This is a genomic window from Bariatricus sp. TF06-38A (assembly GCF_027690675.1).
Lineage (GTDB): Bacteria > Bacillota > Clostridia > Lachnospirales > Lachnospiraceae > Allocoprococcus > Allocoprococcus comes.
Window position 1 is genome coordinate 65,333 of sequence record NZ_JAQFCE010000010.1, and the last position, 22,808, is coordinate 88,140.

Genomic DNA, 22,808 nt, shown 5'->3' on the forward strand with positions numbered 1-22,808 from the left:
AATAGTCGAAGAAAGGAGGCGGTACAATGGCAGTATTCCGTGTAGAGAAAACAAAGGACTTTACGATAATGGGCAATCACCATCTGCGCAATACGGAGTTGTCCTTAAAGGCAAAGGGGCTTTTATCACTTATGTTGTCGCTGCCGGAAGATTGGGATTATACCACAAAGGGACTCGCCCATATCTGCAAGGATGGTGTGGATTCTATCACTACTGCCCTGAAGGAACTGGAGCGGCATGGTTATCTCACCAGACAGCGCCTCCGCTATGATAACGGGCAGTTGGGAGACATTGAATATACGATCCATGAGCAGCCTGTAAGTACCGAAAACACAGGGCTTTCACCTAAACGGGAAAATCCAAGACAGGTAAAACCAGAACAGGCAAAACCTAAACAGGCGGAACCTGAACAGGAAAATCCGGCACAATTAAATACTAATCCATTAAAAACAAAAAAATCAAAAAAAGATAAATCAATAACGTATCCATCAATCTATCCGGCAGAGCCGGAAGCGGCAAACCGCACGGATGGGATGGATCGGATAGAGCTGATAGAAGCCTATCGTGAAATCATCAAAGAAAATATTGAATATGACTTACTGGTCTTACGGTATGGCAGGGAACGTTTGGATGAAGCCCTTGAACTTATGCTTGAAGTGATTTTGTCGAAACGCCCTTACATTCGCATTGCCGGAGATGATTTTCCGAGGGAGATCGTCAAGAGCCGGTTCCTGAAGATCAATTCCGGCCACTTAGAGTATGTCTTTGACTGTATCGACAAGAACACAACGAAGGTCGGAAACATCAAAGCGTATCTGCTGGCGGCGCTGTATAATGCCCCGGCTACAATGGACAGCTATTACCGTGCCGAGGTCAATCACGACCTGTACGGCTGTTAGGCACCTTTGGGTGTCTTTTTTCATTTCATCACAGGAAGGAGGCAAAGCACAATGAAAAGAAACACTGTGCCGGTACTATGCCCGGCGTAACCAAAGAACAGATTCAGGCAGCGCGGGAAGCTGACTTGTTTACTTACCTGCAATTCCATGAACCCGGCGTGCTGAAACAGGATGGACCTAATTTCCGGCATAAGGAGCATGACAGTCTAGTATATGTGACCGGGAAAAGGTACTGGTACTGGAACAGCCGCGGACGGAGTATCAATGCGCTGGACTACCTGATCCAGATTCGGGGATATGGTCTTGTGGATGCGGTTCATGCTCTGGTAGGTGGCGAAATCCCACAGGAACCGGCTTACCGAAGTACGGCAGAAATACAGGTATCAAAAGAGCCGGAAAAGAAAACATTCGCTCTCCCCTGGGCCAGACGTTGCGCGACCGCTGCGGTCTCCTATTTGCAGAAACGGGGGATCAGCTCAGAAGTCATTCGCCAGTGTTTACAAGCCGGGATTTTTTACGAAGCCCGGTATCATGGAGAACCGGTTTGTGTGTTTGTTGGGAAAGATGATTCCGGGAAAGCGAAGTTTGCTTGTATGCGCAGTATCAGCGGCAATCTCAAAAAGGATGTCTATGGCAGCGACAAAGGATATAACTTTTGTTATCCCCCGCAAAGTCCGGGCAGCCGGCATGTGGCAGTCTTTGAAGCTCCTATTGATGCGCTTTCCCATGCGACACTTCAAGAGCTGGAGGGATGGAAATGGAATGGTTATCGCTTGTCTTTGGGCGGTACTTCCCATGTGGCGCTGACTTCTTTCCTGGAACGCCACCCGGAGATACGGCGTGTTACCCTTTATATGGACCACGACCTTGCCGGATTTGTCAATGCCCGGAAAATCAAGACCATGCTTCACGAGGATAAACGTTTCCGTCATATCCGGGTAAGTGTCAACCCTCCCCGGATGGGAAAAGATTACAATGAGAAATTGCTGCTGGTTCGGGAACAACTGCAAACCAGCCAGCACCAACGCCGCCCAAAAGAGGCGGCTGTTTCAATTTAGGGAGGATTTCAACATGAATGGATCTCAACATATCTGCTTTACAGACAGCGCCGGAAAAGCGCTGTTTTCCATTCCCGACAATGGTTTACTCTGCCTGTTCTATGGAAACGGGGACAGGCACTTTGCTGTTTGTCATCGTCTGGATGACACCCATGCAGAAATTGACGGGGTAAATTATTCGCTGCCGGATTTTGCCAAAAGGATGAAACACAACCAGATCAGCTTTGCTCCGGCATAAGGCTGGAAAACAAATAACAGGAGGATTTGAAAATGAAAAAAATTGAAAATACCGCTTTGCAGATGATTGCCGAGGCTTCCCGGTGTCCAGACTACGGCCCCGATATGGTTAAATCGCTGATGAAAAAGCTGGACATGAACGAAAAGGGCTTTGCTCTTTTGATGAATGTTGCCCCATCCACAGTGCGTCTTTGGACCAGCGGAGCTGCACAGCCCTGCGGCACAGCAAAACGCCTCATGCAGATTTATGAAACCGGTCCGGAGATTGTCGGCAAGATTGCCGGCGGGCAGCTACCGGCAGATGGGAGGGATTGATTAAATGGCGGAGACAGATAGCCAGCCGTTTGCGGAAAATGAGCAGGTCAAAGAGCTGCTTCACATGAAAGGAGGAATTTGATTGAATCAGGAACCACTACCGCAGATTCATTTGATCCGTGATACAGACTTATCCGTCTTTGCGTATGAGCTCCATATTTTTGCCGGAGATTTTCTTAGGGAATGCGAATTTAATATGCGTTCTCTGGCGACAAATACCGGGGCTGATTCCATTGCCATCATGGGAAAAAATCACATATGGCTTTCCGACGCTTTGTTTGCTTATTGTTCTACGGCGGATCTTTATCAAATGATCTCAACAACGGAGTTTATCGGAGCGAGGGCTTTCCTGTTTCATACGGATCGCAGAGAGGGCGGTCACTTGTACGGAGATGTCCTGATGATGGATTTAGACACGCTGCGGCAGGATATAAAAAGAAATATCCTCTATCCTTGCGGCGTCAATATCGAACGCAAAGATGGTTCAGCGGCTACGGTCAGCCTGAAAGAATGGACTGAAATGGAGCTTTACGAAAAAGATGCTCTGAAAAGTTGGGGGTTTTCTTATGCCCCGAATCAAGTTACGGAATGGCAGTACCACTATTCCACGATGTTCAGACAGTGGATGGATCAGGCATTTCGTTATATGCCCCAGGATTTAGAAGAACGCCTGAATATGCAATATATGGAGGCAGCCCAGAACCCGGATATGGATAAGTACCGCATACCACAGGGAACGGCAAAACAGATGCTTCTTTATGACGAAGCCCCTGTGTATCGCCTTCTTCCATCCGGTTCGGAGAAAATTGCGCCCATTGCGGCAGTCTCTACGGGCCTGTGGTATGAAAATTACCGGGAGTTTGCCATTGCACCGGAGGATTTAGGCGCTCTGGACAAACTGATCCGCAGGGAAACTGACCGGCTCACAGGAAACCTCCCACAACTTCTCAAAAACGAAGAACGCCGCCCTGCCCCGGAGCGATAAGAATTCTACACAGACTGGAGGTGATGAAGATTGGCAGGAGTGCATGAAGATTTCGGCGAAAAGATCGGCGGTGCGAAAAAAGACCTGTGGAAAGACCGCGGGCTGTATGCGGATGATCTGGAAGCCATGAATGAGCGCGAAGCCGAAAAATTTGTGAAAAAGGATAATGTCTGGAAAAAGCCGGACTATGCAGCCATGCTGGAGGAAGGGATTCCTCTTGGCGTGGTCTATTTTATCAAAAAAGCGAGGGACGGCTTAAACGCTTCCCCTCAGTATTACCGCACGGATGACACCCCGGAAAAACGGACCGCGAGACAAAAGGAATATATAAAAACAGTCCGGGAATTGCAGACAGTGCTTTCAGATGTCCGTACTGTGGAGGATGCCATAAGAGCCTATGACCGCTTTTTCGCTGACAATGGATACTTAGAAAAGGTACAGGGCTGGGGAAGCGGAATCCATTACCGGGCAACGAAAAAGGGACAGGACAATCCCGTGATCACAAACAAATTGTCCAATACCATGCTGATCCGCTCGGCTGAATATTTTGAGCGCAACTTTGCTCAGAAAGCAAAAAAGGAACAGTTTTGTGTTTCCAAAGAGCAGAAAATACCGAAAGGTTATGCGATCCACTTCAACGACGGGAAACAGACCTATTCTAAAAATGGGGACTGGAAACCCGGTACCTACTATGTGACAAAAGGCTATTCGATCCTGCGGACCAATTTTGAGACCAAAGAAGCTGCCCTGAAATGGGTGCAGGAACTTGCCAAAGGCAGGAACAAAAACGGAAAGATCCGTTTTGTCCCTCCACAGCTTGCCCATGTCAAACGTACCGGACCGGATTATCGGAATGGCGTGGAGATCACCGGACAGCATTATCTTGATACCTTTGGGTTCCGCGGCGGTGAGTTTGGAAACTGGATGAACCAGAACGACCGGCAGACCTCCCTTAACATGGGATTTGAAGCACTAAAGGATCTGGCGTCAGCCCTTAAGATCAGCGATAAAGATATTGCTTATCAGGGAACACTTGCTATCGCTTTTGGTGCAAGAGGCAGTGGCAATGCTGCAGCTCATTATGAACCTTTGCGTACAGTCATCAATCTTACAAAAATGCACGGGGCCGGTTCCCTGGCACATGAATGGTGGCATGGACTTGACGATTATCTTGGTACAAAGATGGGAGCAAAAGGGATGCTGTCAGAACAGCCCCACCTCTATGCGCCGTTCCAAAAACTCATTGACACCATGAAGTATAAACCGGAAACACCGGAACAGGCAGCAAAGCGCACGGAAGCACAAACAGAACGCACCCGGAAAAATGCGGCAAGCTGGCTGGATTCCTCGGTTCTTGCCTCCCTGAAACGGTATGGCAATGAGGAACAGATGGAAACCTACGCAGTCTTGCGGGAAGCATTTTTGTCCGGCGAACCCGGCTCTGTGGAACAGATCAGCGCATTTAAGAAGAATGTTACCGGCCGGGTAATTCCCAAAAGTGAACGGGAACGGCTGGAAATTTTTGAGCGTATGCTTTCCGGGATGCAGGCGCAGGAAGCTCCGCAGATTGGACGGACGGAAACTGATTTTTACCGTAATTCGGTACGCATGGGAAAAGAATGTGAAAAAGACGGCGGTTATTGGGACAGCAATGTGGAAATGACAGCCAGAGCCTTTGCCTGTTATATCAAGGACAAACTGCCCTACACATCGGATTATCTGGCAGGCCATGCCGACTGTGCCCTTACCCTGGTTTCCGGTAAAGACGGAGAAATGGAGGTATTGAAAGCCTTCCCTGTGGGGGAAGAACGCCGTGCAATCAACGCTGTTTTTGACGAGATCATTCAGGATTTGAAACGGGAACAGCTATTGACCCATGCCGATGTAACGCTTCCCCTCTCTGTTTCTGAACTTCGTGAGGCGGCGGACGGGCAGCTATCCATGTTCGGCGTCGGCCGTCCTTCCGTGATGGATCAGCTTGCGGCAAACAGGCCGGCAGATAAAAAATCACCGGCACAGACGTTTTCCAGAAAAAACCACGAGCCGGAAATATAGCAGGAGGTGAACAGCATTTTGGAAGAAAATAAAGATTATCGTGCCTACCGGTATGGCGACCACTTGACGCCGGGATCGGAGCTTAAAATTGAGCACAGCGTAGTTTGTGAAAATGTGGATATTTCTACACTGATCACAATGGGAACCGATAGCCTGGAAGCCATGCGCCAGGGAAGTATCGACGGGGAGCAGAAAGCCTATGAAATCGTGGTGGCTGCCGCAAAACAGTGGGAACAGCAGGCAGCGGCAACACAGACGATCAACCGGGCTTTGGAATATCTTCGTACACCTGAGATTGAACATACCGGCAATCAGTGGAAAGACACCGATAACTGGAGGGCGGATCAGAAAATCAGCAACCGGGTCTATCAGATGACCTGCAGTATTTGGGAAGATACGAAATATGACAGGGAAACAAAACAGAGTATTCCGGTTGCCTGGTATGTGACATGGGAAGTCCGTATTCATTCCCCGAAGCAGGGATATGGAGAAAAGATTGCCGGACAAAACCAGAAACGATATACAGATAAGAATGCAGCCATAAAATACCTGGACGGGCGGAAGAAAGCCTATTCCCATTTATTCACGGAAATTTCCCCGCCAATTCCGAAAGAATATGAGCGTCATTTTATGGTTCATGGCACTCTCTTACCTGGTTATACGGTTGAAGGACTGGAACAGACCAAAACGGAACATGCCGCCGCCGAGGTTTCGGAGGGCGGTATTTTTACGCCCCAAAACCAGGAGAAGCCTTCCGTCCTGGGGAAGCTCTCTGTGGCAAAAACCCAGGAAAAAACGCCAGCCGCTCCCGGTATGGCAATGAAAAAGAAGGAGGATATACAGTTATGAAAGTGTTAATGGTAGAGCCGGGCAAGTCCCCTTATGCTGCGGAGATTGAAAGCGGTCTGAAATCTTTGCAGGCGGCAGTGGGTGGAGACATTCAGGCGGTCTATCCGTATGAGGACCCGGTGGCTCTGATCTGCAATGATGAAGGCAAGCTGATGGGACTGCCTCTGAACCGGGCTCTCTTTGATGATGACGGCCACGTTTATGATATTGTGTCCGGGAATTTTCTGATCGTTGGTCTTGGCGAGGAAGATTTTACAGACCTTTCCCCGGACTTGATGGAGAAATACGGGGAGCAGTTCAAGTACCCTGAAAAATTTGCAAGGATTGCCGGCGAGATCATTGCAGTCAAGCAGCCTGCAACCAATGAACACCGGGAAAAACCGATGATGCACCATTCCGGCCCGGATTTGTAGAAAGAAAGGAGCCAATTATGTTAATGGCAGTAAATGAACCTTATGCCCTTATGGTGCAGCCGGACGATATTCTGATCTCTCCCCGTGAGGTAGATGAACATTTTGGGACGATGGTATGCTTCCATCCCCGCTATGCGCTGGGCGACCATCACAACTATATGGACAAAGACGACTTCCTGCGGGAAATGTATTTAGATACCGTAGGACATGATGAAGCCGGCATGAAACGCTATGAACGGATGGTAAACATTGTAAGCAGCCGTTTCCGGCATGGACCAAAGACAGAGGAACGGGCGATCGATGAAGCAATGCAGAAAGTAATTTCGGAAAAGTATCTGATGCTCCCCCTCTATCTCTACGACCACTCAGGTCTTGCCATGAGTACAGAAAGTTTCTCAGGCAGGGCCCCTCATGCAGAATGGGACAGCGGACAGGTCGGCTGGATCTATGTTTCCAAAGAAGATGCCCTAAAGGAATTTGACGCTGACAAGATGACCGGCGCCATCCGGCAGAAAGCGGACGCACTGATGCGCAGTGAAGTCGCCGCTTACGATTCCTATCTGCATGGCGAATGTTATGGGTTTGAGCTTTATAAAAACGGGGAGCTGTCGGATAGCTGCTGGGGCTTTATGGGTAACTTTTCCGATGTGTTGAAAGATATGGCGGAATACCTCCCGGATGAGTGCAAAGGGATGGTCGATCATCTGGAGGAACAGGAACGCCCGGCTACGATCATCAAGACGCTTTTGAAACATGCTAAAATTCAGGTCGATCAGGCAGCAAAAGCCTTTGAACACGCTTCTCGACAGCAGGTTCTTGGGGAAAGCCGGTAAAAAGTTATTTCCATATTATAAATACCGATTTTATCAGAAAGGAGGATGCTCTTGCAGGAAGATCTCGAACAACGAACGGTTTCTGTTTCTATACAGGCAGCAAAACTGTCAGGGCGGGTACTGCGTGCGGCTATTGCTGCGGTACTCCAAAAGATGGAACAGGAACGCACAATGCCAAAAGTCGGGCGCAACAGCATGAAGCGGCTGACTTATAAAGACCCCGGAGCCAATACCATTGAAGTTTCAGGGCGAATCCGCTCTTTTGAACGGTATGCCAGGAAACATCAGGTACGCTACCATATAGAAAAGGAACTTGGGACCGATCCCCCAAAATGGACGGTATATTTCAAGGCAAACCAGGCGGATGCACTGACGGCAGCTTTTAAGGAATATACGAAGAAAGACCTTACACGCAGCACCAGACCGTCGCTGCTTACACAGCTTCATAAGTTCAAAGAACTGGCGCAGTCGCTTGGCCGTGACCGTGTAAAGAACAAAGAACACGGAGGACCGGAACGATGAAGATTGATGCAGAAACACTGAAAAAACAGGTCATTCTCCATCTGCCTTATATTCTGTTCCTTCTGGTATTTGCCAAGCTGGGCGAGGCGGTGCGTCTGGCTCCCGGAGCAGACGCTTCCCAAAAGCTGTTAGGACTGTCCGAAGGCTTTGCCCTTGCGTTTCAGAGTATGTGGCCGGGAGCGGCAATGGACTGGCTGATTGGTTTATGCGGTGCAGCCATTATGCGGCTGGCAGTCTATCTTAGAGGGAAAGACGCTAAGAAATACCGCAAAAATGTGGAATATGGTTCTGCAAGATGGGGAAATAAAGCCGATATTGCCCCGTTTATGGACCCAAATCCGGAAAACAATATCATTCTTACCCAAAGTGAAGGACTGATGTTAAACGGAAGGCCCAAAAATCCGGCCAATGCAAGAAATAAAAATGTACTGGTAGTCGGAGGATCAGGTTCGGGAAAAACGCGCTTTTTCATCAAGCCCAATCTGATGCAAATGCACAGTTCCTACGTCGTCACCGATCCGAAAGGTACAGTCCTTGTGGAATGCGGAAAGATGTTGCAGCGAGGCACACCAAAGCTGGACAAGGACGGAAAGCCTGTGCGTAATGAAAAAGGAAAGATCATCTATGAGTCCTATAAAATACGGGTATTCAATACGATCAATTTCCAGAAAAGTATGCACTTTAACCCGTTCGCCTACATTCATTCCGAGAAAGATATTCTGAAGATCGTCACTACCCTAATCGCCAATACCAAAGGCGAAGGAAAAGCCGGAGACGATTTCTGGGTCAGTGCGACACGTTCGCAGGCGGTAAAAAGTCTGCGCACAGTGTTGGTTTATTAAATAATAACCAGTCTGTGAACTGGTAATCCGATAGGTGGAATGATGGGGTAACGCCCTGAAACGTCTATCCTTGACGGACTTGCGTCAGCTGTAATGGTTGGGGTGAGAAGCTCCGTGACAACGACCGAGAGTAGTCGTAGGAATCTGCCAAAAGATTCTCGAAAACGCCCCAGAGGTGGGGTGCGCTACCTATAGGTCTAGGATCTATAAAATATCTATGATTAGAATGTTTACTTTGGCGAGTAAACTGACGAAAACTGCGAATGTACGGTTCTAAAAGAAGACCATATAGAAATGTATGGGTGCGTTAAAGCGCAGTCAGTGTGGTTCAGTAGAAATTCGCCCTACGAACGACCATGTTGTGTTACAGGCACATCCAAGCTGACAGGACTATAGCAGAGATCTAAGGATATATGTACAGATAGGATTATCGGAACGTGGAAAGGCACCAGATTCCATTAGGGGATAGCCTGACGAAGAAAATAAGCAGGTGAACTGGTGCTGAAAAGCCGTGATCGAACTTATGATGAGTTCTGCGAAAAAGAGGAACTCGGAGGAATGGTCACAAGTCGGTTGAAATAAACAGGCATTATTCAGTCTAATGATAAGGATTACGAGTAAGACCAAAAGGGTCACTTTCGAGAGGAGGTGATGCCTTATGCCAAAGAAAAGTAAAACATTATGTGTAGATGACTTGCGTCATGCGGAGTACTACGGAATGCAAGGTACTTTTGATGAACTATATCAAAAAAGTCAGAACGGTGAAGTATTTGAGAATCTTATGGATTTGATGCTGAGCAGGGATAACATTTTACTTGCGTACCGAAACATCAAAGCGAACAAAGGCAGCTACACGGCAGGAACAGACAAAAAGAACATCACAGATATTGGGAGTCAAACTCCTGATGATGTGGTAAAAAGAGTGAGATTTATTGTTACCGGAAGCAAACACGGCTACAGACCAAAGCCTGTAAGACGGAAAGATATCCCGAAACCAAACGGAAAAACACGTCCGCTGGGAATCCCATGCATATGGGATAGGTTGATACAGCAATGTATCAAGCAGATCATGGAACCAATCTGCGAAGCAAAGTTCTGCAATAATAGTTATGGATTTCGTCCGAATAGATCCGTTGAACATGCCATTAACAGAACCTACACCATGCTTCAAATGATGAATCTTCATTATGTTATTGAGTTTGATATTAAAGGATTTTTCGATAACGTAAATCATAGCAAGTTAATCAGACAGATATGGTCGCTGGGTATCCATGATAAAACGCTGATTTTTATTATCAAGCGAATACTAACAGCTCCAATTAAAATGCCCGATAATACAACGGTACTGCCCAACAAGGGTACACCACAGGGAGGAATTATCTCACCACTACTGGCAAACATCGTTCTAAATGAATTGGATTGGTGGATAGCTAGTCAATGGGAGGAAAATCCGATTGCTATAAGCAGAGGGCGAGAAAGAATAATCGGAAAAACTAAAGTTTTTGATAAAAGCCATGGTTATAGGATTATGAAAAACACAGAAATGAAAGAAATGCATATCATTCGGTATGCGGATGATTTTAGGATTTTCTGTAGAACGAAAGAGGACGCAGTCAGGACAAAAGAAGCGGTTACGGCGTGGATTGAAGAGAGGTTGAAATTAGAGGTGTCCCCTGAGAAAACAAGGATTGTGAACACCAGAAAACGGTGGTCAGAGTTTCTTGGATTCAAAATAAGGGTAAGGTTGAAGCATCATAAATATGTGGTGCAGTCGGCAATCTGTGACAAAAAGGTTGAAATTGAAAGAGCAAAGCTAGTGGAACAAGCGAAAAACATCGCAAAACCCCGAGAGAAAAAAAGTTGTTTATCAGAAATTCAGCTATATAACTCTATGGTGTTAGGCATACAGAATTACTATCAGCTTGCCACCTGTATCAGTATTGATTGCAGAGAATTCCATAGGCGAGTAATGACAGTTTTGACGAACAGGTTAAATACAGAAACAGGAAGTATGCTAAAACATGAGGGTGGAACTATCACCCAAGCAGAAAAGGAAAGATTCGGACAGTCAAAAATGATTCGATATGTTTCAGGAATTGACCAGATGATCTATCCGATTGCATTCATCAAAAATAAAATACCGATGGCGAAGCGATCAATCGTTTGTAGTTATACAAAAGAAGGTCGTGCTCCGATTCATACAGAACTTAACCTTAATCAGTATGTTCTGAAAGGACTGAGAGAAAAAATATCCGTTGGTCATAGCACAGAATACCATGACAGTAAAATATCTTTATTTTCTGCTCAAAAGGGAAAATGTGCAATCAGTGGAGAAGAATTCGCAGATGCGGAACATGTAGCTGTATGGCTCAAAGTACCAAGAGCACTTGGTGGATTTGAAAGATATAAAAACATGGTTCTGATTCACAAAAAATATCTGATTCTGTTACAAGAACTGCCCCAAGCAGTAATAAAAGACCTGATAAAAACACTCAATATCACAAAAAAGATGCTCGTGAAAATCAATAGTCTGCGAGAGCAGGCGAACCTGTCAGCAATAATATAAAACTTAAATTTGGTGACTGATTAAATGTCTCGTGAAGACAATCGATGGAGCGCCGGATGCGGTGAAAGTCGCATGTCCGGTGTGAAGTGGGGGAAAAGGTGGAGATAATATCAAAACCTTACCTATCACTATAGGCAGAAACCCTGCTCTATACGGCACTGATCGGATATATCTATTATGAGGCTCCGGCAAACGAACAGAATTTTGCCACACTGGTAGAAATGCTGAACGCAATGGAAGTCCGTGAGGATGATGAGTCGTTCAAAAATGCCGTTGACCTTCTCTTTGACGCGCTGGAACAGAAAGACCCGGATCATTTTGCCCTGCGTCAATATAAGAAATATAAGCTCGCTGCCGGAAAAACAGCCAAGTCGATCCTTATTTCCTGTGCTTCCAGACTGGCTCCTTTTGACATTAAAGAAGTCAGGGAAATTACCATGTATGACGAACTGGATCTGGATATGCTGGGAGATGAACGGACTGCTCTTTTCCTTATTATGAGTGATACGGACGGGACCTTTGCATTTTTGATCAGTCTGATCTATTCCATTTTGTTTAACCGCTTGTGTGAGCGGGCGGATGATGTATATGGTGGAAGGCTTCCCATCCATGTGCGCTGCCTGATCGACGAGGCGGCAAATATCGGGCAGATCCCGAACCTGGAGCGTCTTATGGCGACCATCCGAAGCCGTGAGATCTCTGCCTGCCTGGTGCTGCAGGCGCAAAGCCAGCTCAAAGCCCTGTATAAAGACAACATGGACACCATCATCGGTAACTGTGACGCCTCCCTTTTCTTAGGAGGCAAAGAAGAAACCACCTTAAAAAGCTGGAACTCCCTATTGGGGAAAGAGACCATCGACCTGTATAACACCAGTGTCACAAAGGGCAATCAGGAATCCCACGGACAAAATTTTCAAAAGCTGGGAAAGGATCTGATGTCGGTGGATGAACTGGCAGTCATGGACGGGGGTAAATGTCTGTTGCAGATCAGGGGTGTGCGGCCGTTCCTCTCCCGGAAATACGATATAACCAAACACCCAAATTACAAACTGCTTTCCGATTTTAATGAGAAGAACGCTTTTAATATCGAAAAGTTTCTTTCTACCCGGATGCCGATGCGTCCCGGTGAACGATACCGCAATTATGAAGTCACAGCCGAAGATCTGGCTTCCCAGACTTTATAAAGTTGTTCCTGCCTGTCAAAGCATGACGCCCTGGCAGGCTTTGTTTTTGTCACGATGAAAGGAGGATTTTTTGAGGATTCGTGATTCTCCCTGAAAAGTAAATAACCGCAGGATTTTTCCTGCCCCATGCCGCCGTGCTGTTTGAAACAGATTTTTTCTAAAAACAGTGCGGCGGCTTTTTTTGTTTCCGGCCTGATACGGCCATATCACAAATTAAAATTTCTGAAATTAAAGGAGGAACATTATGGCATTTTTTGCAAGCGCGATTGATACTTTGAAGATCCTTGTGATCGCCCTGGGCGCAGGTCTGGGCGCATGGGGTGTTGTAAACCTTCTCGAAGGTTACGGAAATGATAACCCAGGTGCAAAATCCCAGGGGATCAAGCAGCTTATGGCAGGCGGAGGTATCGCTCTGGTTGGTGCAACGCTGATCCCGCTGCTTTCCGGCCTGTTCGGTTAAGGGCTGACTTATGGGCAGTCTGTTTGAATGGATAACAGACTGGATTAAAGAGGGCCTGATCGATGCGATCACCGGACAGTACACCAGTATTTTCAACTCCGTCAACAACCAGGTTGCGGATGTGGCAAATCAGGTAGGACAGACCCCGCAGGGCTGGAATGGCGGCGTGTTTTCCATGATCCAGAATCTTTCGGAAACCGTCGTCATTCCCATTGCGGGCATGATCCTTACCTTTGTTCTGGTGTATGAACTGATCCAGATGATTCTCGAAAAGAACAACATGCACGAATTCGATACATTCAACATCTTCAAGTGGATTTTCAAGACTTTTGTTGCCACTTACCTGCTCACCAACTGTTTTACGATTGTGATGGCGGTCTTTGATGTGGCCCAAAATGTGGTGTCGCAAAGTGCCGGTGTCATAAACGGGAACCTGGATGTGCAGGCGGCATTGTCTGACCTGGAAACCCAGCTTGAAGCAATGGGAATGTGGGAACTGATTGGATTGTGGCTGGAAACCAACATCATCAATCTGTGTATGTGGGTACTGTCCATCGTGATCTTTGTCATTGTATATGGCCGTATGATCGAGATTTATTTAACCGTGAGCCTTGCACCGATCCCGTTTTCCACAATGGCAAACCGGGAATGGGGACAAATGGGAACCGGGTATCTGCGTTCCCTTTTTGCCCTGGGTTTTCAGGGTTTTTTGATCCTGATCTGTGTTGCCATTTATGCAGTGCTGGTCCAGTCTATCCCATCGTCCGGCGACGTGCACGGCGCGATCTGGGGAACGGCGGGTTATACGGTACTGCTGGCTTTTGCCCTGTTTAAGACAGGTTCGTTATCCAAATCCATATTTAATGCAAGATAGCATGAACAAAACCAATTCTAAAAAGGAGGATTTTATATATGAGTAAAACCAATACAGAAAAAATGGCGCCGGAAACACAGACGCCGGAAATGGCAAACGGCATGAAGCTGGATGTCCGCGTGCGTCCGATTGCTCCAATGGGAAACCTGCTGGCGTTTGCCAATGTTACGATTGGCGGATGCTTTAAGATTGACGGTTTCCGTATCTGTTCCAGTGAAAAGGGGCTGTATGTCAATATGCCCGCAACCCAGGATAAGGGCGGCAACTGGAAAGATGTCTGCTGGCCGGTTACGGCAGAGTTCCGCAAGCAGCTCAACGATGCTCTCATTGATGGGTACGGCCAGGCTATTGAAAATTTGCAGGCGACTCTTGAAGCGACAAAGGGAGCTGCGGAAAAACCTTCCCTGACCGGTACATTGAAGGAAAATGCCGGTAAGGTCAAAGAACAGCCGACTAAACCTGCCCCATCTAAGAATGAGCAGGCTCGCTAATGCCGGAAACGAAACAGTACGGCATTATCTATGCCGATCCGCCCTGGCATTATGACAGGAAACATGGAAGCGGCGTTGCGGAAAACCATTACCCCACAATGAGCATTGAAGAAATCTGTGCCCTGCCGGTATCGGAACTTGCCGCAAAAGACAGCGCCCTCTTTCTGTGGGCAACCTTTCCGCAGCTTAATGAAGCCTTCCGGGTGATCGACGCCTGGGGGTTCAAATATAAAACGCTGGCTTTTCTATGGCTCAAACAGAACCGGAAAGCGGATAGCTGGTTTTATGGCATGGGCTTTTGGACCCGCTCAAACGCGGAGGTCTGCCTGCTGGCAACCAGAGGCCGTCCGAAACGCCAGTGTGCGGGAATCCATCAGTTTGTGATCTCCCATATTGAGCAGCACAGCAAGAAACCGGACGAGGTGCGGGATAAGATCGTAAAACTCATGGGCGATCAGCCCAGAGTGGAACTGTTTGCAAGACAAAAGACTCCCGGCTGGGATGTATGGGGCAATGAAGTGAACTGTACGCTGACTATGCCGGAGCGAAAGGGGTGATTTTGATAGAACAAGATGCAAAGCGGCTGCTTATGGAACGGCTGGACGAGTGTTTGAAGGTTCATGCGGATATGCTGGATGCACAGAACATCGGCAGCATTTACGAGTTGCAGGGATTTTCGGAACTCCACTATTATCTGAAGGTTGAGCATGTATTTACTCCGGCGGAAGTAGAGGCACTTCTTTCTTTTCAGGACCCGTTGGATGTAGCCCGATGGTGCTGGGAAGAAAATAACCATGAACACAGTTTCCCGATCTGCGATCTTCTCAAAGAAATTGATGCAGAGCAAAAATTTGAACATTTCACAAGCGAACCTTCCGCACAGGACAAATATACGCTCCTGATGAAACGGCTGGGACAGAATTACTTTGCTTACAGGGAAAGCCTTATGTCAAGAGATAAGGAATCCTTAATTGAAAAAGCTGCTGAAATTACAGCCATGCAGGAGGCGTATTCCTATCTGACAACAAAGTTTGAGTTCAGGGATGAAATGCTGGATGATGTGCTGGCGCTTGAGAATCCTTTGAAATACTTTGCAGACCGTTGGCTTATGCCGGTTTCAGATGTGTTCGACGTGGATATGGATATTCGGGAAAATATTGCCGGAATCCGAGACAGCCAGGAATACCTGTGTCAGAGAGAGCCGGCTGTTTCTGTCCTGGCACGGCTGCAAAATGCGGCTCAGGAAGTGCGGGAATGTCCGGCTGCGGAGAAACCGGTACGCGATTTCGGTGCACGGTAATGGGCCGGAAATTATATTACGATGGGAGGTGTATAGATGCCTTATGTACCTGTACCAAAGGATTTAACCAAAGTTAAGACTAAGCTGGCCTTCAATCTGACGAAGCGCCAGCTTATTTGTTTCAGCCTTGCCGGACTTGTCGGCCTTCCGGTGTATTTCTTTACCCGCGGGGCGATCGGCAATTCGGCGGCTGTACTTTTGATGATCGGGCTGATGATGCCCTTTTTCTTCTTCGCCATGTATGAGCGTGACGGGCAGCCGGCAGAAAAGATCTTGAAGAACCGGCTCCGTTATAAGCTCTGGCCGAAGGACCGTCCATACAGGACGGATAACCTGTATAAATCTATGTCAAAGAAGGAGGTTACAAAGATTGCCAAAAAACAAGCAGCAGGAAGCTCAGGAAAAGCGTCTGCAAAAAAATATCAGGCAGGCCAAAAAGACCAGAGCCGATGCAAAGCAGGGCAAAACTAAGTCTGCCCGTTCCAAGCCGTCTAAAAAAGGCGGCTTTTTTGCCGGGCTGAAAGCAGATGCCCCGCAGACGGTCCAGCAGAGCATCCCCTACCGTGAAATGTACCGGGATGGGATCTGCCGGCTGACTGATACCCTTTACACCAAAACGGTGCAGTTTTTTGATATTAACTATCAGCTTGCACAGGCAGATGATAAAGCACAGATCTTCGAGGGTTACTGCGATTTCTTAAATTACTTCGATGCCTCGATCCATGTGCAGCTTACCTTTATCAACCAGCGGGCCAATATGCAGGATTTTACCAGAAGCATTGACATCCCTCCCCGCGGCGACGAGTATGACGGAATCCGCAGGGAATACGGGGATATGTTAAAGAACCAGTTGCAGAAAGGAAATAACGGTCTCACCAAACGCAAATACATTACCTTTGGAATCGAGGCAGATGACCTGCGTACTGCGAAAATGCGTCTGGAACGCATTGAAACGGATGTGCTGGCAAATTTCAAGACCCTGGGAGTTCAGGCGAGATCCTTAAACGGACTGGAACGTCTGGAACTTCTTCACAGCCAGCTTCACCCGGACGGTCAGGAAAAGTTTCATTTCCAGTGGTCGGATCTGCCTAAGACTGGTCTTTCTACCAAAGACTTCATTTCCCCATCCGGGCTGTCTTTTTCAAAGGATGGAAAGACATTCCGGGTAGGCGACCATTCCGGTGCTGTCTCCTTTTTGCAGATTTTGGCGCCGGAGCTTACCGACCGGCTTTTAGCGGATCTTCTTGACTTAAACGACGCCGTGACCGTCAACCTGCATATCCAGTCTATCGACCAGGCGCAGGCGATCCGAAACATCAAGCGTAAAATGTCGGACCTGCAGAAAATGACCATTGAGGAACAAAAGAAAGCGGTCCGATCCGGGTATGACATGGACATCATTCCCACCGACCTTGCCACCTATGGAGAGGAAGCCAAAAATCTTTTGCAGGATTTACAGAGCCGCAATGAGCGCATGTTCCTTGTGACGGTACTGGTGGAAAATATCGCTGCCAAACGTCAGAAGCTGTTTAATGATATTTTTGCCGCTTCGGGTGTGGCACAGAAATACAACTGTGCCTTAAAACGGCTGGATTACCAACAGGAACAGGGGCTTATGTCCTCGCTTGCTCTTGGCACGAACCAGATTGAAATTGAGCGCGGGCTTACGACCAGCAGCACAGCGATCTTTGTACCGTTTACCACCTGTGAATTGTTCCAGGAGGGCGAGGCGTTGTATTACGGTCTGAACGCCCTTTCCAATAACCTGATCATGGCGAACAGAAAAACGCTGAAAAATCCCAATGGGCTGTTTCTCGGTACCCCAGGAAGCGGTAAATCTTTCTCTGCCAAGCGTGAGATCGTCAATGTGTTTCTTCTGACGGAGGACGACATCATTATCGCTGACCCGGAAAATGAGTATGGGCCGCTGGTACAGCAGTTCGGTTCCCAGGGGCAGGTCATTGATATTTCTCCTACTTCCACGAACTACATCAACCCGATGGACATCAATCTGGACTATTCCGATGATGAAAACCCAATTACTTTGAAAAGTGATTTTATCCTGTCGCTGTGCGACCTTATCATCGGCGGCAAAGAAGGGCTTTCCCCTATTGAAAGGACGATCATCGACCGTTGTACCAGACTGGTGTACCGGGAATACCTGCAGAACCCATGCCCGGAAAATATGCCGATCTTAGGCGATCTTTACGAGCTGCTTTTGAAACAGTCTGAACCGGAAGCACAGAATATCGCAACGGCACTGGAAATCTATGTCAATGGTTCCCTTAACGTGTTCAACCACCGTTCCAATATCCAGATGGATCAACACCGGGTACTGTGTTTCCAGCTTAAGTCACTGGGAAAAGCCTTAAAGGAAATCGGGCTTTTGATCATGCAGGATGCGGTGTGGAACCGTGTCACGGCCAATCGCTCCAAACATAAAACAACCTGGTTCTATATCGACGAATTCCATCTTCTTTTGAAAGGGCAGACAGGAAGTTTCAGCGTGGAGATCTGGAAACGCTTCCGTAAATGGGGCGGAATCCCATCAGGTTTAACGCAGAATGTCAAGGACCTTCTGGCTTCCCGTGAGATCGAAAATATTTTTGAGAACTCGGACTTTATCTATATGCTCAACCAGGCCCAGGGAGACCGTCAGATTTTGGCAAAGCAGTTGGGGATCTCCCCGCACCAGCTTTCGTATGTGACCCATTCCGGTCCCGGCGAGGGGCTTTTGTTCTTTGGAAATGTGATCATCCCCTTTGTGGACCACTTCCCGAAGGACACACTCTTGTACAGCGTGCTTACCACAAGACCGGATGAAGTGGCGGGGACCAAAGCATGAGGCAAAAATTAAAATGGATCGGAGGTGAGAACAATGGCACACGACAGGGAATTTCAAAGGAAGCGTAAAGATACCCGGATGCCGGTGCGTGATTCCCACGGGGAGGATCAGCCGGCAGCCAGGCAGACCGAACAGGATTTTGACCTGCGCAGGGCACGGGACACCCCTTCTTCTGTCAACGGCAAGACACACAGGCAGGACATCCCTGTACAGACGGAATTTTCCCATCTGTCACCGGAAACACCGGAGTCCTTGTTGGAACAGGGCGAAGCGTATGCAACCGCTTTGGATGGTTTTTCGGAACACTTTGAGACACCGGATGCTGCCAGGACAGCGCCCCCGATACAGGACAACGTGCGAAGCAATTTCCGGCAGGAGGCTTCCAGACGTTTTCTTGTAACAGAGAATGCGACAGACCATGATACCGGAAAATATGCTCCTTCTTCCGAAGGCTCAGCCACACCGGACAGCACAGACAGATCCAGTCAGGAACACCGTTACCGGACACATCAGCATGGGAACAAATATCAACAGCGTTTTCAGGAAGCGGCACAGGCGGAGGAACAGGCAGCGCAGAAGGAAAAGGGTGTGGATAGCGAACCGCCAAAAACATCCAAGCTGGAATTTACTGCGGATGAACTGCCGCCGCAGACAGAGGATAAAAAGCTCACCCATGCAAGGCGGAAGGCCGAACGTACTGCACAAAAAGCAGAGCAGGCACAAAATCGTCTGCCGGCCCGGAAGAAACTGCGCATGGAGACGGTTTCCGACCCGGAGACCGGAAAAGCCAAAAAACACTTAAAATTTGAAAAGGAGGTCAAATCACAAAAGGCCCATGTAAAAGGGCCTGTACCACTGCGTCCGGTCAAGGCGGGCGCCAATACTGCCATTGGTTACGCCCATAAAAAGATTTATGAGGCAGAGGATGAAAATGTGGGGATCAAGGCATCCCACCGCTCTGAACTTGTGGGCGAGGCAGGGCTTCGCACGGCATATCACCGGCATAAAACTGCCCCCTACCGAAAGGCAGCGAAATTACAGCAAAAATCAGCAAAGGCCAACGCAAGACTTGCTTACCGGCAGGCTCTTAGCGACCACCCGGAGCTGAAGAAACATGCGATTGCCCGGATATGGCAGAAACAAAAACTGAAAAGGCAGTATGCCAAGGCTGCCCGTGAAGCCGGGAAACAGGCAAAAAATGCCGCAGTCACAACAGAGAGGGTCAGCGTCGGTATTGTCCATGCGGTCAAACGGCACCCTGTAATCTGCCTTGTCCTCCTGCTTCTCCTTTTGGTAATTTTCCTGATCACATCCCTGTTTTCCACGTTCTCCAATATCGGGACCGGCGGTTTGGGAAGTCTGGCTGCTTCTACCTATCTTGCAGATGATCAGGACATCAACCAGGCGGAGCTTACCTATACCGAATGGGAAACGGATCTGCAAATGGAAATAGACCGGGTGGAATCAGACCGCCCCGGCTATGACGAATACCAGTATAACCTGGGCGCAATCGAGCATGACCCGTATGTGCTGATGGGGTATCTGACTTCTGCTTATCAGGGATTTACTTACGATGAAGTGGAAAGCGTGCTGCGGCAGCTTTTCCAGGAACAATATACCCTGTCCTTTTCAGAAGAAACCGAGATCCGTTACCGCACCGAAACTTCCGTTGATCCGGAAACCGGGGAAGAAACCCAGGAGGAAGTGCCTTATGAATGGCGCATCTTAAATGTCAAGCTCACGGTTATACCTCTGGAAAACCTGGTCGTTTCCCGGATGAACGCAGACCAGAAAGAGATCTGCGAGATCCTGCTGCAGACAAAAGGAAACCGCCAGTATGTCAAAAATGTCTTTGGCACCAACTGGCTCCCTTATGTGACCAGTTATTACGGCTACCGGGTACATCCCATCAGTGGGGAAAAGAACTATCACACCGGTGTGGACATCGGGATGCCGGAGGGCACAGAGATCCTTGCCGGGCATGACGGAACGGTCACCCTTGCGGGAAATGTCGGCGGTTATGGCTTGTGTGTCGCTATTGAAGGCGAGGCATACGAAGGACATACCCTGACGACCAAATACGGGCACTGTTCCCAGATCCTTGTTTCTGCCGGGCAGGAGGTCAAAGCCGGGGATGTGATTGCAAAGGTCGGGAATACCGGAAATTCTACCGGGGCCCACCTGCACTTAGAAGTCCTGGTTGACGGCCAGTATTTGAATCCCCTGTATTTTGCCGATACCGGCGATACCAGCGAACGGCACCTGCCGGAAGTTGGTTCAGGCGGCACAGGAAACTACTTCGATTATGACATTCCACCGGAAGCCCTTGCGGATGAACAGTTTGCCGCAATGATGGCCGAGGCGGAAAAATATCTTGGCTATCCGTATGTATGGGGAGGCGCAAGCCCTTCCACTTCCTTTGACTGTTCCGGCTATGTGTCCTGGGTGATCAACAACTGCGGCGTTGGCTGGAATTTCGGAAGGCTGACCGCGGATGGTCTTTTAGGTGTATGTACGCCGGTATCAAGTGCGGATGCAAAACCGGGCGACCTGATCTTCTTCCAGGGGACCTACAACACCAGCGGCGCAAGCCATGTAGGGATCTATGTGGGAAATGGAATGATGATCCACTGTGGAGACCCGATTTCTTATGCAAACATCAATACAAGCTACTGGCAGCAGCATTTTTATACATTTGGGCGTCTGCCTTAACAGATTGGAGGTAATAAATTGAATCCTAAAATTGAAAAACTGGAAAAGGAAATTGAAAAGACCAAAACAAAGATTGCGGAAATGCAGGCAAAGCTCCATAAGCTGGAGGAACAGAAAACAGAACTGGAAAATACCGATTATGTGGCGGTGGCGCGCAGTTTCAAACTGACGCCCCAGCAGCTTGCGGATTTTTTGAAATCACAGCAGGCAGCCCCTTCGGAAACTGTTTTACCGCAGGAGAAGGAGGATGTGCATGAGGCTTAAAAAACTTTCCCTGCTGCTGGCGCTTACGCTTCTTGTAAGTGTCAGCGCATTACCTGTAACGGCTCATGCCGGCGGTTCCAAAGACACCACACCGCCAACGCTGACTGCTTCCCTGGAGGGCGATGCCCTGAAAATAGAAAGCAGTGACGATCTATCCGGCGTGGAGGCGGTCTTTGTTGATGAAAACCGTATCAACTCCCTCACCGATGGGAAAGCGTCGGTTGCACTAAAAGATTATGCAGGAACAGAAAAACAGGTAAGCATATACGCAAAAGATTATGCCGGCAACCGTTCTGATGTGGTAAAGCTGGATAATCCGTATTACAAAGAACCGGCTCCTGAAAAGAAACCTGCTGCGGCAGCACCCCAGAGTCCGTCCGGTACACAGACAAAACCGCCTAAGGAAGAAAAACCTTCCGGCTCAAACGCTGCAACCCCTTCCGGCGGCGGAAATTCTTCCGGTTCAGATAACAGTACCGGACAGCAGGAAAATACTTCTGCGATCCCGGAAGGTGCATTTACCCCGGAAGGCACCGGAACGGTACAGGACAACATCAGCGGTACGGATGGGGAAAAACAGTTTTACACCATCACTACGGACGCGGGCAATGTCTTTTATCTGGTGATCGACGGGAAACGGGAAGATAACAATGTCTACTTCTTAAACGGCGTCACAGAGTCCGACCTGATGGCGCTTGCAGAAAAGAACAATGGCAGCATGAGCATGATTCCCCAGGAAGAAAGCTGCAACTGCACCGAAAAATGTGAGGCAGGAAAAGTCAATACCGGCTGTCCGGTCTGCAAAAATGACTTGAGTGGCTGCAAAGGAAAAGAAAAGCCGACGGAAACCGAAAAACCGGCTGAACCGGAAAAGCCGAAGAAAGAGACCGGCAGTGTCGGCACGATCCTGTTTATCCTTGCTGCCTTACTTGCGGTCGGCGGGATCGGTTACTATGTAAAAATCGTGCGTCCGAAACAGCAGGCCGAGGACGATGCGGAATTTGAGGATGACGGTTATGGAGAAGGCTTTGACCCGGATGAGGCATACGGGGAACCGGAATATCTTTCCGAGGATGATTTTGACGACAAGGACAGCAAATAAGG

21 protein-coding genes and 2 pseudogenes are annotated in these 22,808 nt (G+C 48.3%); all 23 read left to right on the plus strand.

Features of this window, described 5'->3' with window-relative positions:
• Positions 1 to 26 precede the first annotated feature (26 nt).
• The 23 genes and pseudogenes from PG418_RS09575 to PG418_RS09685 all read left to right on the plus strand — a co-directional run bounded on the left by PG418_RS09575 (position 27) and on the right by PG418_RS09685 (position 22,806).
• Positions 27 to 899: a DUF6017 domain-containing protein gene (locus PG418_RS09575; protein WP_187566419.1), complete on the plus strand. Its 873-nt coding sequence runs from the start codon at positions 27 to 29 to the stop codon at positions 897 to 899.
• Between the two features lie 77 nt (positions 900 to 976).
• Positions 977 to 1,957, plus strand: a complete 981-nt coding sequence (locus PG418_RS09580; protein WP_055156483.1) for a toprim domain-containing protein — start codon at positions 977 to 979, stop codon at positions 1,955 to 1,957.
• Between the two features lie 13 nt (positions 1,958 to 1,970).
• Entirely contained in the window at positions 1,971 to 2,195 is a 225-nt protein-coding gene (locus PG418_RS09585) for a hypothetical protein (protein ID WP_055156485.1), read from the plus strand.
• Positions 2,196 to 2,227: 32 nt separating this feature from the next.
• Positions 2,228 to 2,509, plus strand: coding sequence for a helix-turn-helix domain-containing protein (locus PG418_RS09590; RefSeq protein ID WP_005361060.1), 282 nt, complete (start codon positions 2,228 to 2,230; stop codon positions 2,507 to 2,509).
• An 82-nt stretch (positions 2,510 to 2,591) separates the two neighbouring features.
• The gene (locus PG418_RS09595; RefSeq protein ID WP_187566420.1) at positions 2,592 to 3,494 is read left to right on the plus strand and encodes a hypothetical protein; all 903 of its coding nucleotides are present in this window, start codon (positions 2,592 to 2,594) and stop codon (positions 3,492 to 3,494) included.
• Positions 3,495 to 3,620: 126 nt separating this feature from the next.
• The gene (locus tag PG418_RS09600) at positions 3,621 to 5,549 is read left to right on the plus strand and encodes an LPD1 domain-containing protein (protein WP_223387514.1); all 1,929 of its coding nucleotides are present in this window, start codon (positions 3,621 to 3,623) and stop codon (positions 5,547 to 5,549) included.
• 18 nt (positions 5,550 to 5,567) lie between these two features.
• The gene (locus tag PG418_RS09605; RefSeq protein WP_117552643.1) at positions 5,568 to 6,398 is read left to right on the plus strand and encodes a hypothetical protein; all 831 of its coding nucleotides are present in this window, start codon (positions 5,568 to 5,570) and stop codon (positions 6,396 to 6,398) included.
• Positions 6,395 to 6,811, plus strand: coding sequence for a DUF3846 domain-containing protein (locus PG418_RS09610; protein WP_064786913.1), 417 nt, complete (start codon positions 6,395 to 6,397; stop codon positions 6,809 to 6,811). The genes PG418_RS09605 and PG418_RS09610 overlap by 4 nt, the downstream gene beginning before the upstream one ends.
• Positions 6,812 to 6,828: 17 nt before the next feature.
• Entirely contained in the window at positions 6,829 to 7,644 is an 816-nt protein-coding gene (locus PG418_RS09615; RefSeq protein WP_117442480.1) for a hypothetical protein, read from the plus strand.
• A 45-nt stretch (positions 7,645 to 7,689) separates the two neighbouring features.
• The gene (locus PG418_RS09620) at positions 7,690 to 8,166 is read left to right on the plus strand and encodes a PcfB family protein (protein ID WP_223385988.1); all 477 of its coding nucleotides are present in this window, start codon (positions 7,690 to 7,692) and stop codon (positions 8,164 to 8,166) included.
• Positions 8,163 to 8,960: pseudogene (locus tag PG418_RS09625) on the plus strand (type IV secretory system conjugative DNA transfer family protein); the annotation flags it as partial. The gene PG418_RS09620 and the pseudogene PG418_RS09625, both read left to right, overlap by 4 nt.
• A 706-nt stretch (positions 8,961 to 9,666) precedes the next feature.
• Positions 9,667 to 11,574, plus strand: coding sequence for a group II intron reverse transcriptase/maturase (gene ltrA / locus PG418_RS09630; RefSeq protein WP_129796045.1), 1,908 nt, complete (start codon positions 9,667 to 9,669; stop codon positions 11,572 to 11,574).
• A gap of 134 nt (positions 11,575 to 11,708) precedes the next feature.
• Positions 11,709 to 12,758 (plus strand): annotated as a pseudogene (locus PG418_RS09635) (VirD4-like conjugal transfer protein, CD1115 family); the annotation flags it as partial.
• A gap of 244 nt (positions 12,759 to 13,002) precedes the next feature.
• Positions 13,003 to 13,218, plus strand: a complete 216-nt coding sequence (locus tag PG418_RS09640) for a Maff2 family mobile element protein (RefSeq protein WP_005361081.1) — start codon at positions 13,003 to 13,005, stop codon at positions 13,216 to 13,218.
• A 10-nt stretch (positions 13,219 to 13,228) separates the two neighbouring features.
• Positions 13,229 to 14,092: a VirB6/TrbL-like conjugal transfer protein, CD1112 family gene (locus tag PG418_RS09645; protein WP_005361084.1), complete on the plus strand. Its 864-nt coding sequence runs from the start codon at positions 13,229 to 13,231 to the stop codon at positions 14,090 to 14,092.
• Positions 14,093 to 14,130: 38 nt separating this feature from the next.
• Positions 14,131 to 14,583, plus strand: a complete 453-nt coding sequence (locus PG418_RS09650) for a SpoVG family protein (RefSeq protein WP_005361086.1) — start codon at positions 14,131 to 14,133, stop codon at positions 14,581 to 14,583.
• The gene (locus PG418_RS09655) at positions 14,583 to 15,140 is read left to right on the plus strand and encodes an MT-A70 family methyltransferase (protein ID WP_005361089.1); all 558 of its coding nucleotides are present in this window, start codon (positions 14,583 to 14,585) and stop codon (positions 15,138 to 15,140) included. Before PG418_RS09650 ends, PG418_RS09655 begins: the two co-directional genes overlap by 1 nt.
• Before the next feature lie 2 nt (positions 15,141 to 15,142).
• Complete coding sequence (locus PG418_RS09660) at positions 15,143 to 15,883, plus strand: hypothetical protein (protein ID WP_235695189.1); 741 nt, start codon at positions 15,143 to 15,145, stop codon at positions 15,881 to 15,883.
• 36 nt (positions 15,884 to 15,919) lie between these two features.
• Entirely contained in the window at positions 15,920 to 16,354 is a 435-nt protein-coding gene (locus PG418_RS09665; RefSeq protein ID WP_005361092.1) for a PrgI family protein, read from the plus strand.
• Positions 16,293 to 18,728 carry a VirB4-like conjugal transfer ATPase, CD1110 family gene (locus PG418_RS09670; protein ID WP_373130278.1) on the plus strand — a complete coding sequence of 812 codons (2,436 nt, stop codon included), beginning with the start codon at positions 16,293 to 16,295 and terminating at the stop codon, positions 18,726 to 18,728. The genes PG418_RS09665 and PG418_RS09670 overlap by 62 nt, the downstream gene beginning before the upstream one ends.
• A 33-nt stretch (positions 18,729 to 18,761) precedes the next feature.
• The gene (locus PG418_RS09675) at positions 18,762 to 21,440 is read left to right on the plus strand and encodes a CD1108 family mobile element protein (protein ID WP_118609720.1); all 2,679 of its coding nucleotides are present in this window, start codon (positions 18,762 to 18,764) and stop codon (positions 21,438 to 21,440) included.
• Positions 21,441 to 21,458: 18 nt separating this feature from the next.
• Positions 21,459 to 21,704: a DUF4315 family protein gene (locus PG418_RS09680; RefSeq protein WP_025577937.1), complete on the plus strand. Its 246-nt coding sequence runs from the start codon at positions 21,459 to 21,461 to the stop codon at positions 21,702 to 21,704.
• Complete coding sequence (locus tag PG418_RS09685; RefSeq protein ID WP_055158513.1) at positions 21,694 to 22,806, plus strand: DUF4366 domain-containing protein; 1,113 nt, start codon at positions 21,694 to 21,696, stop codon at positions 22,804 to 22,806. Before PG418_RS09680 ends, PG418_RS09685 begins: the two co-directional genes overlap by 11 nt.
• Positions 22,807 to 22,808: the final 2 nt, after the last annotated feature.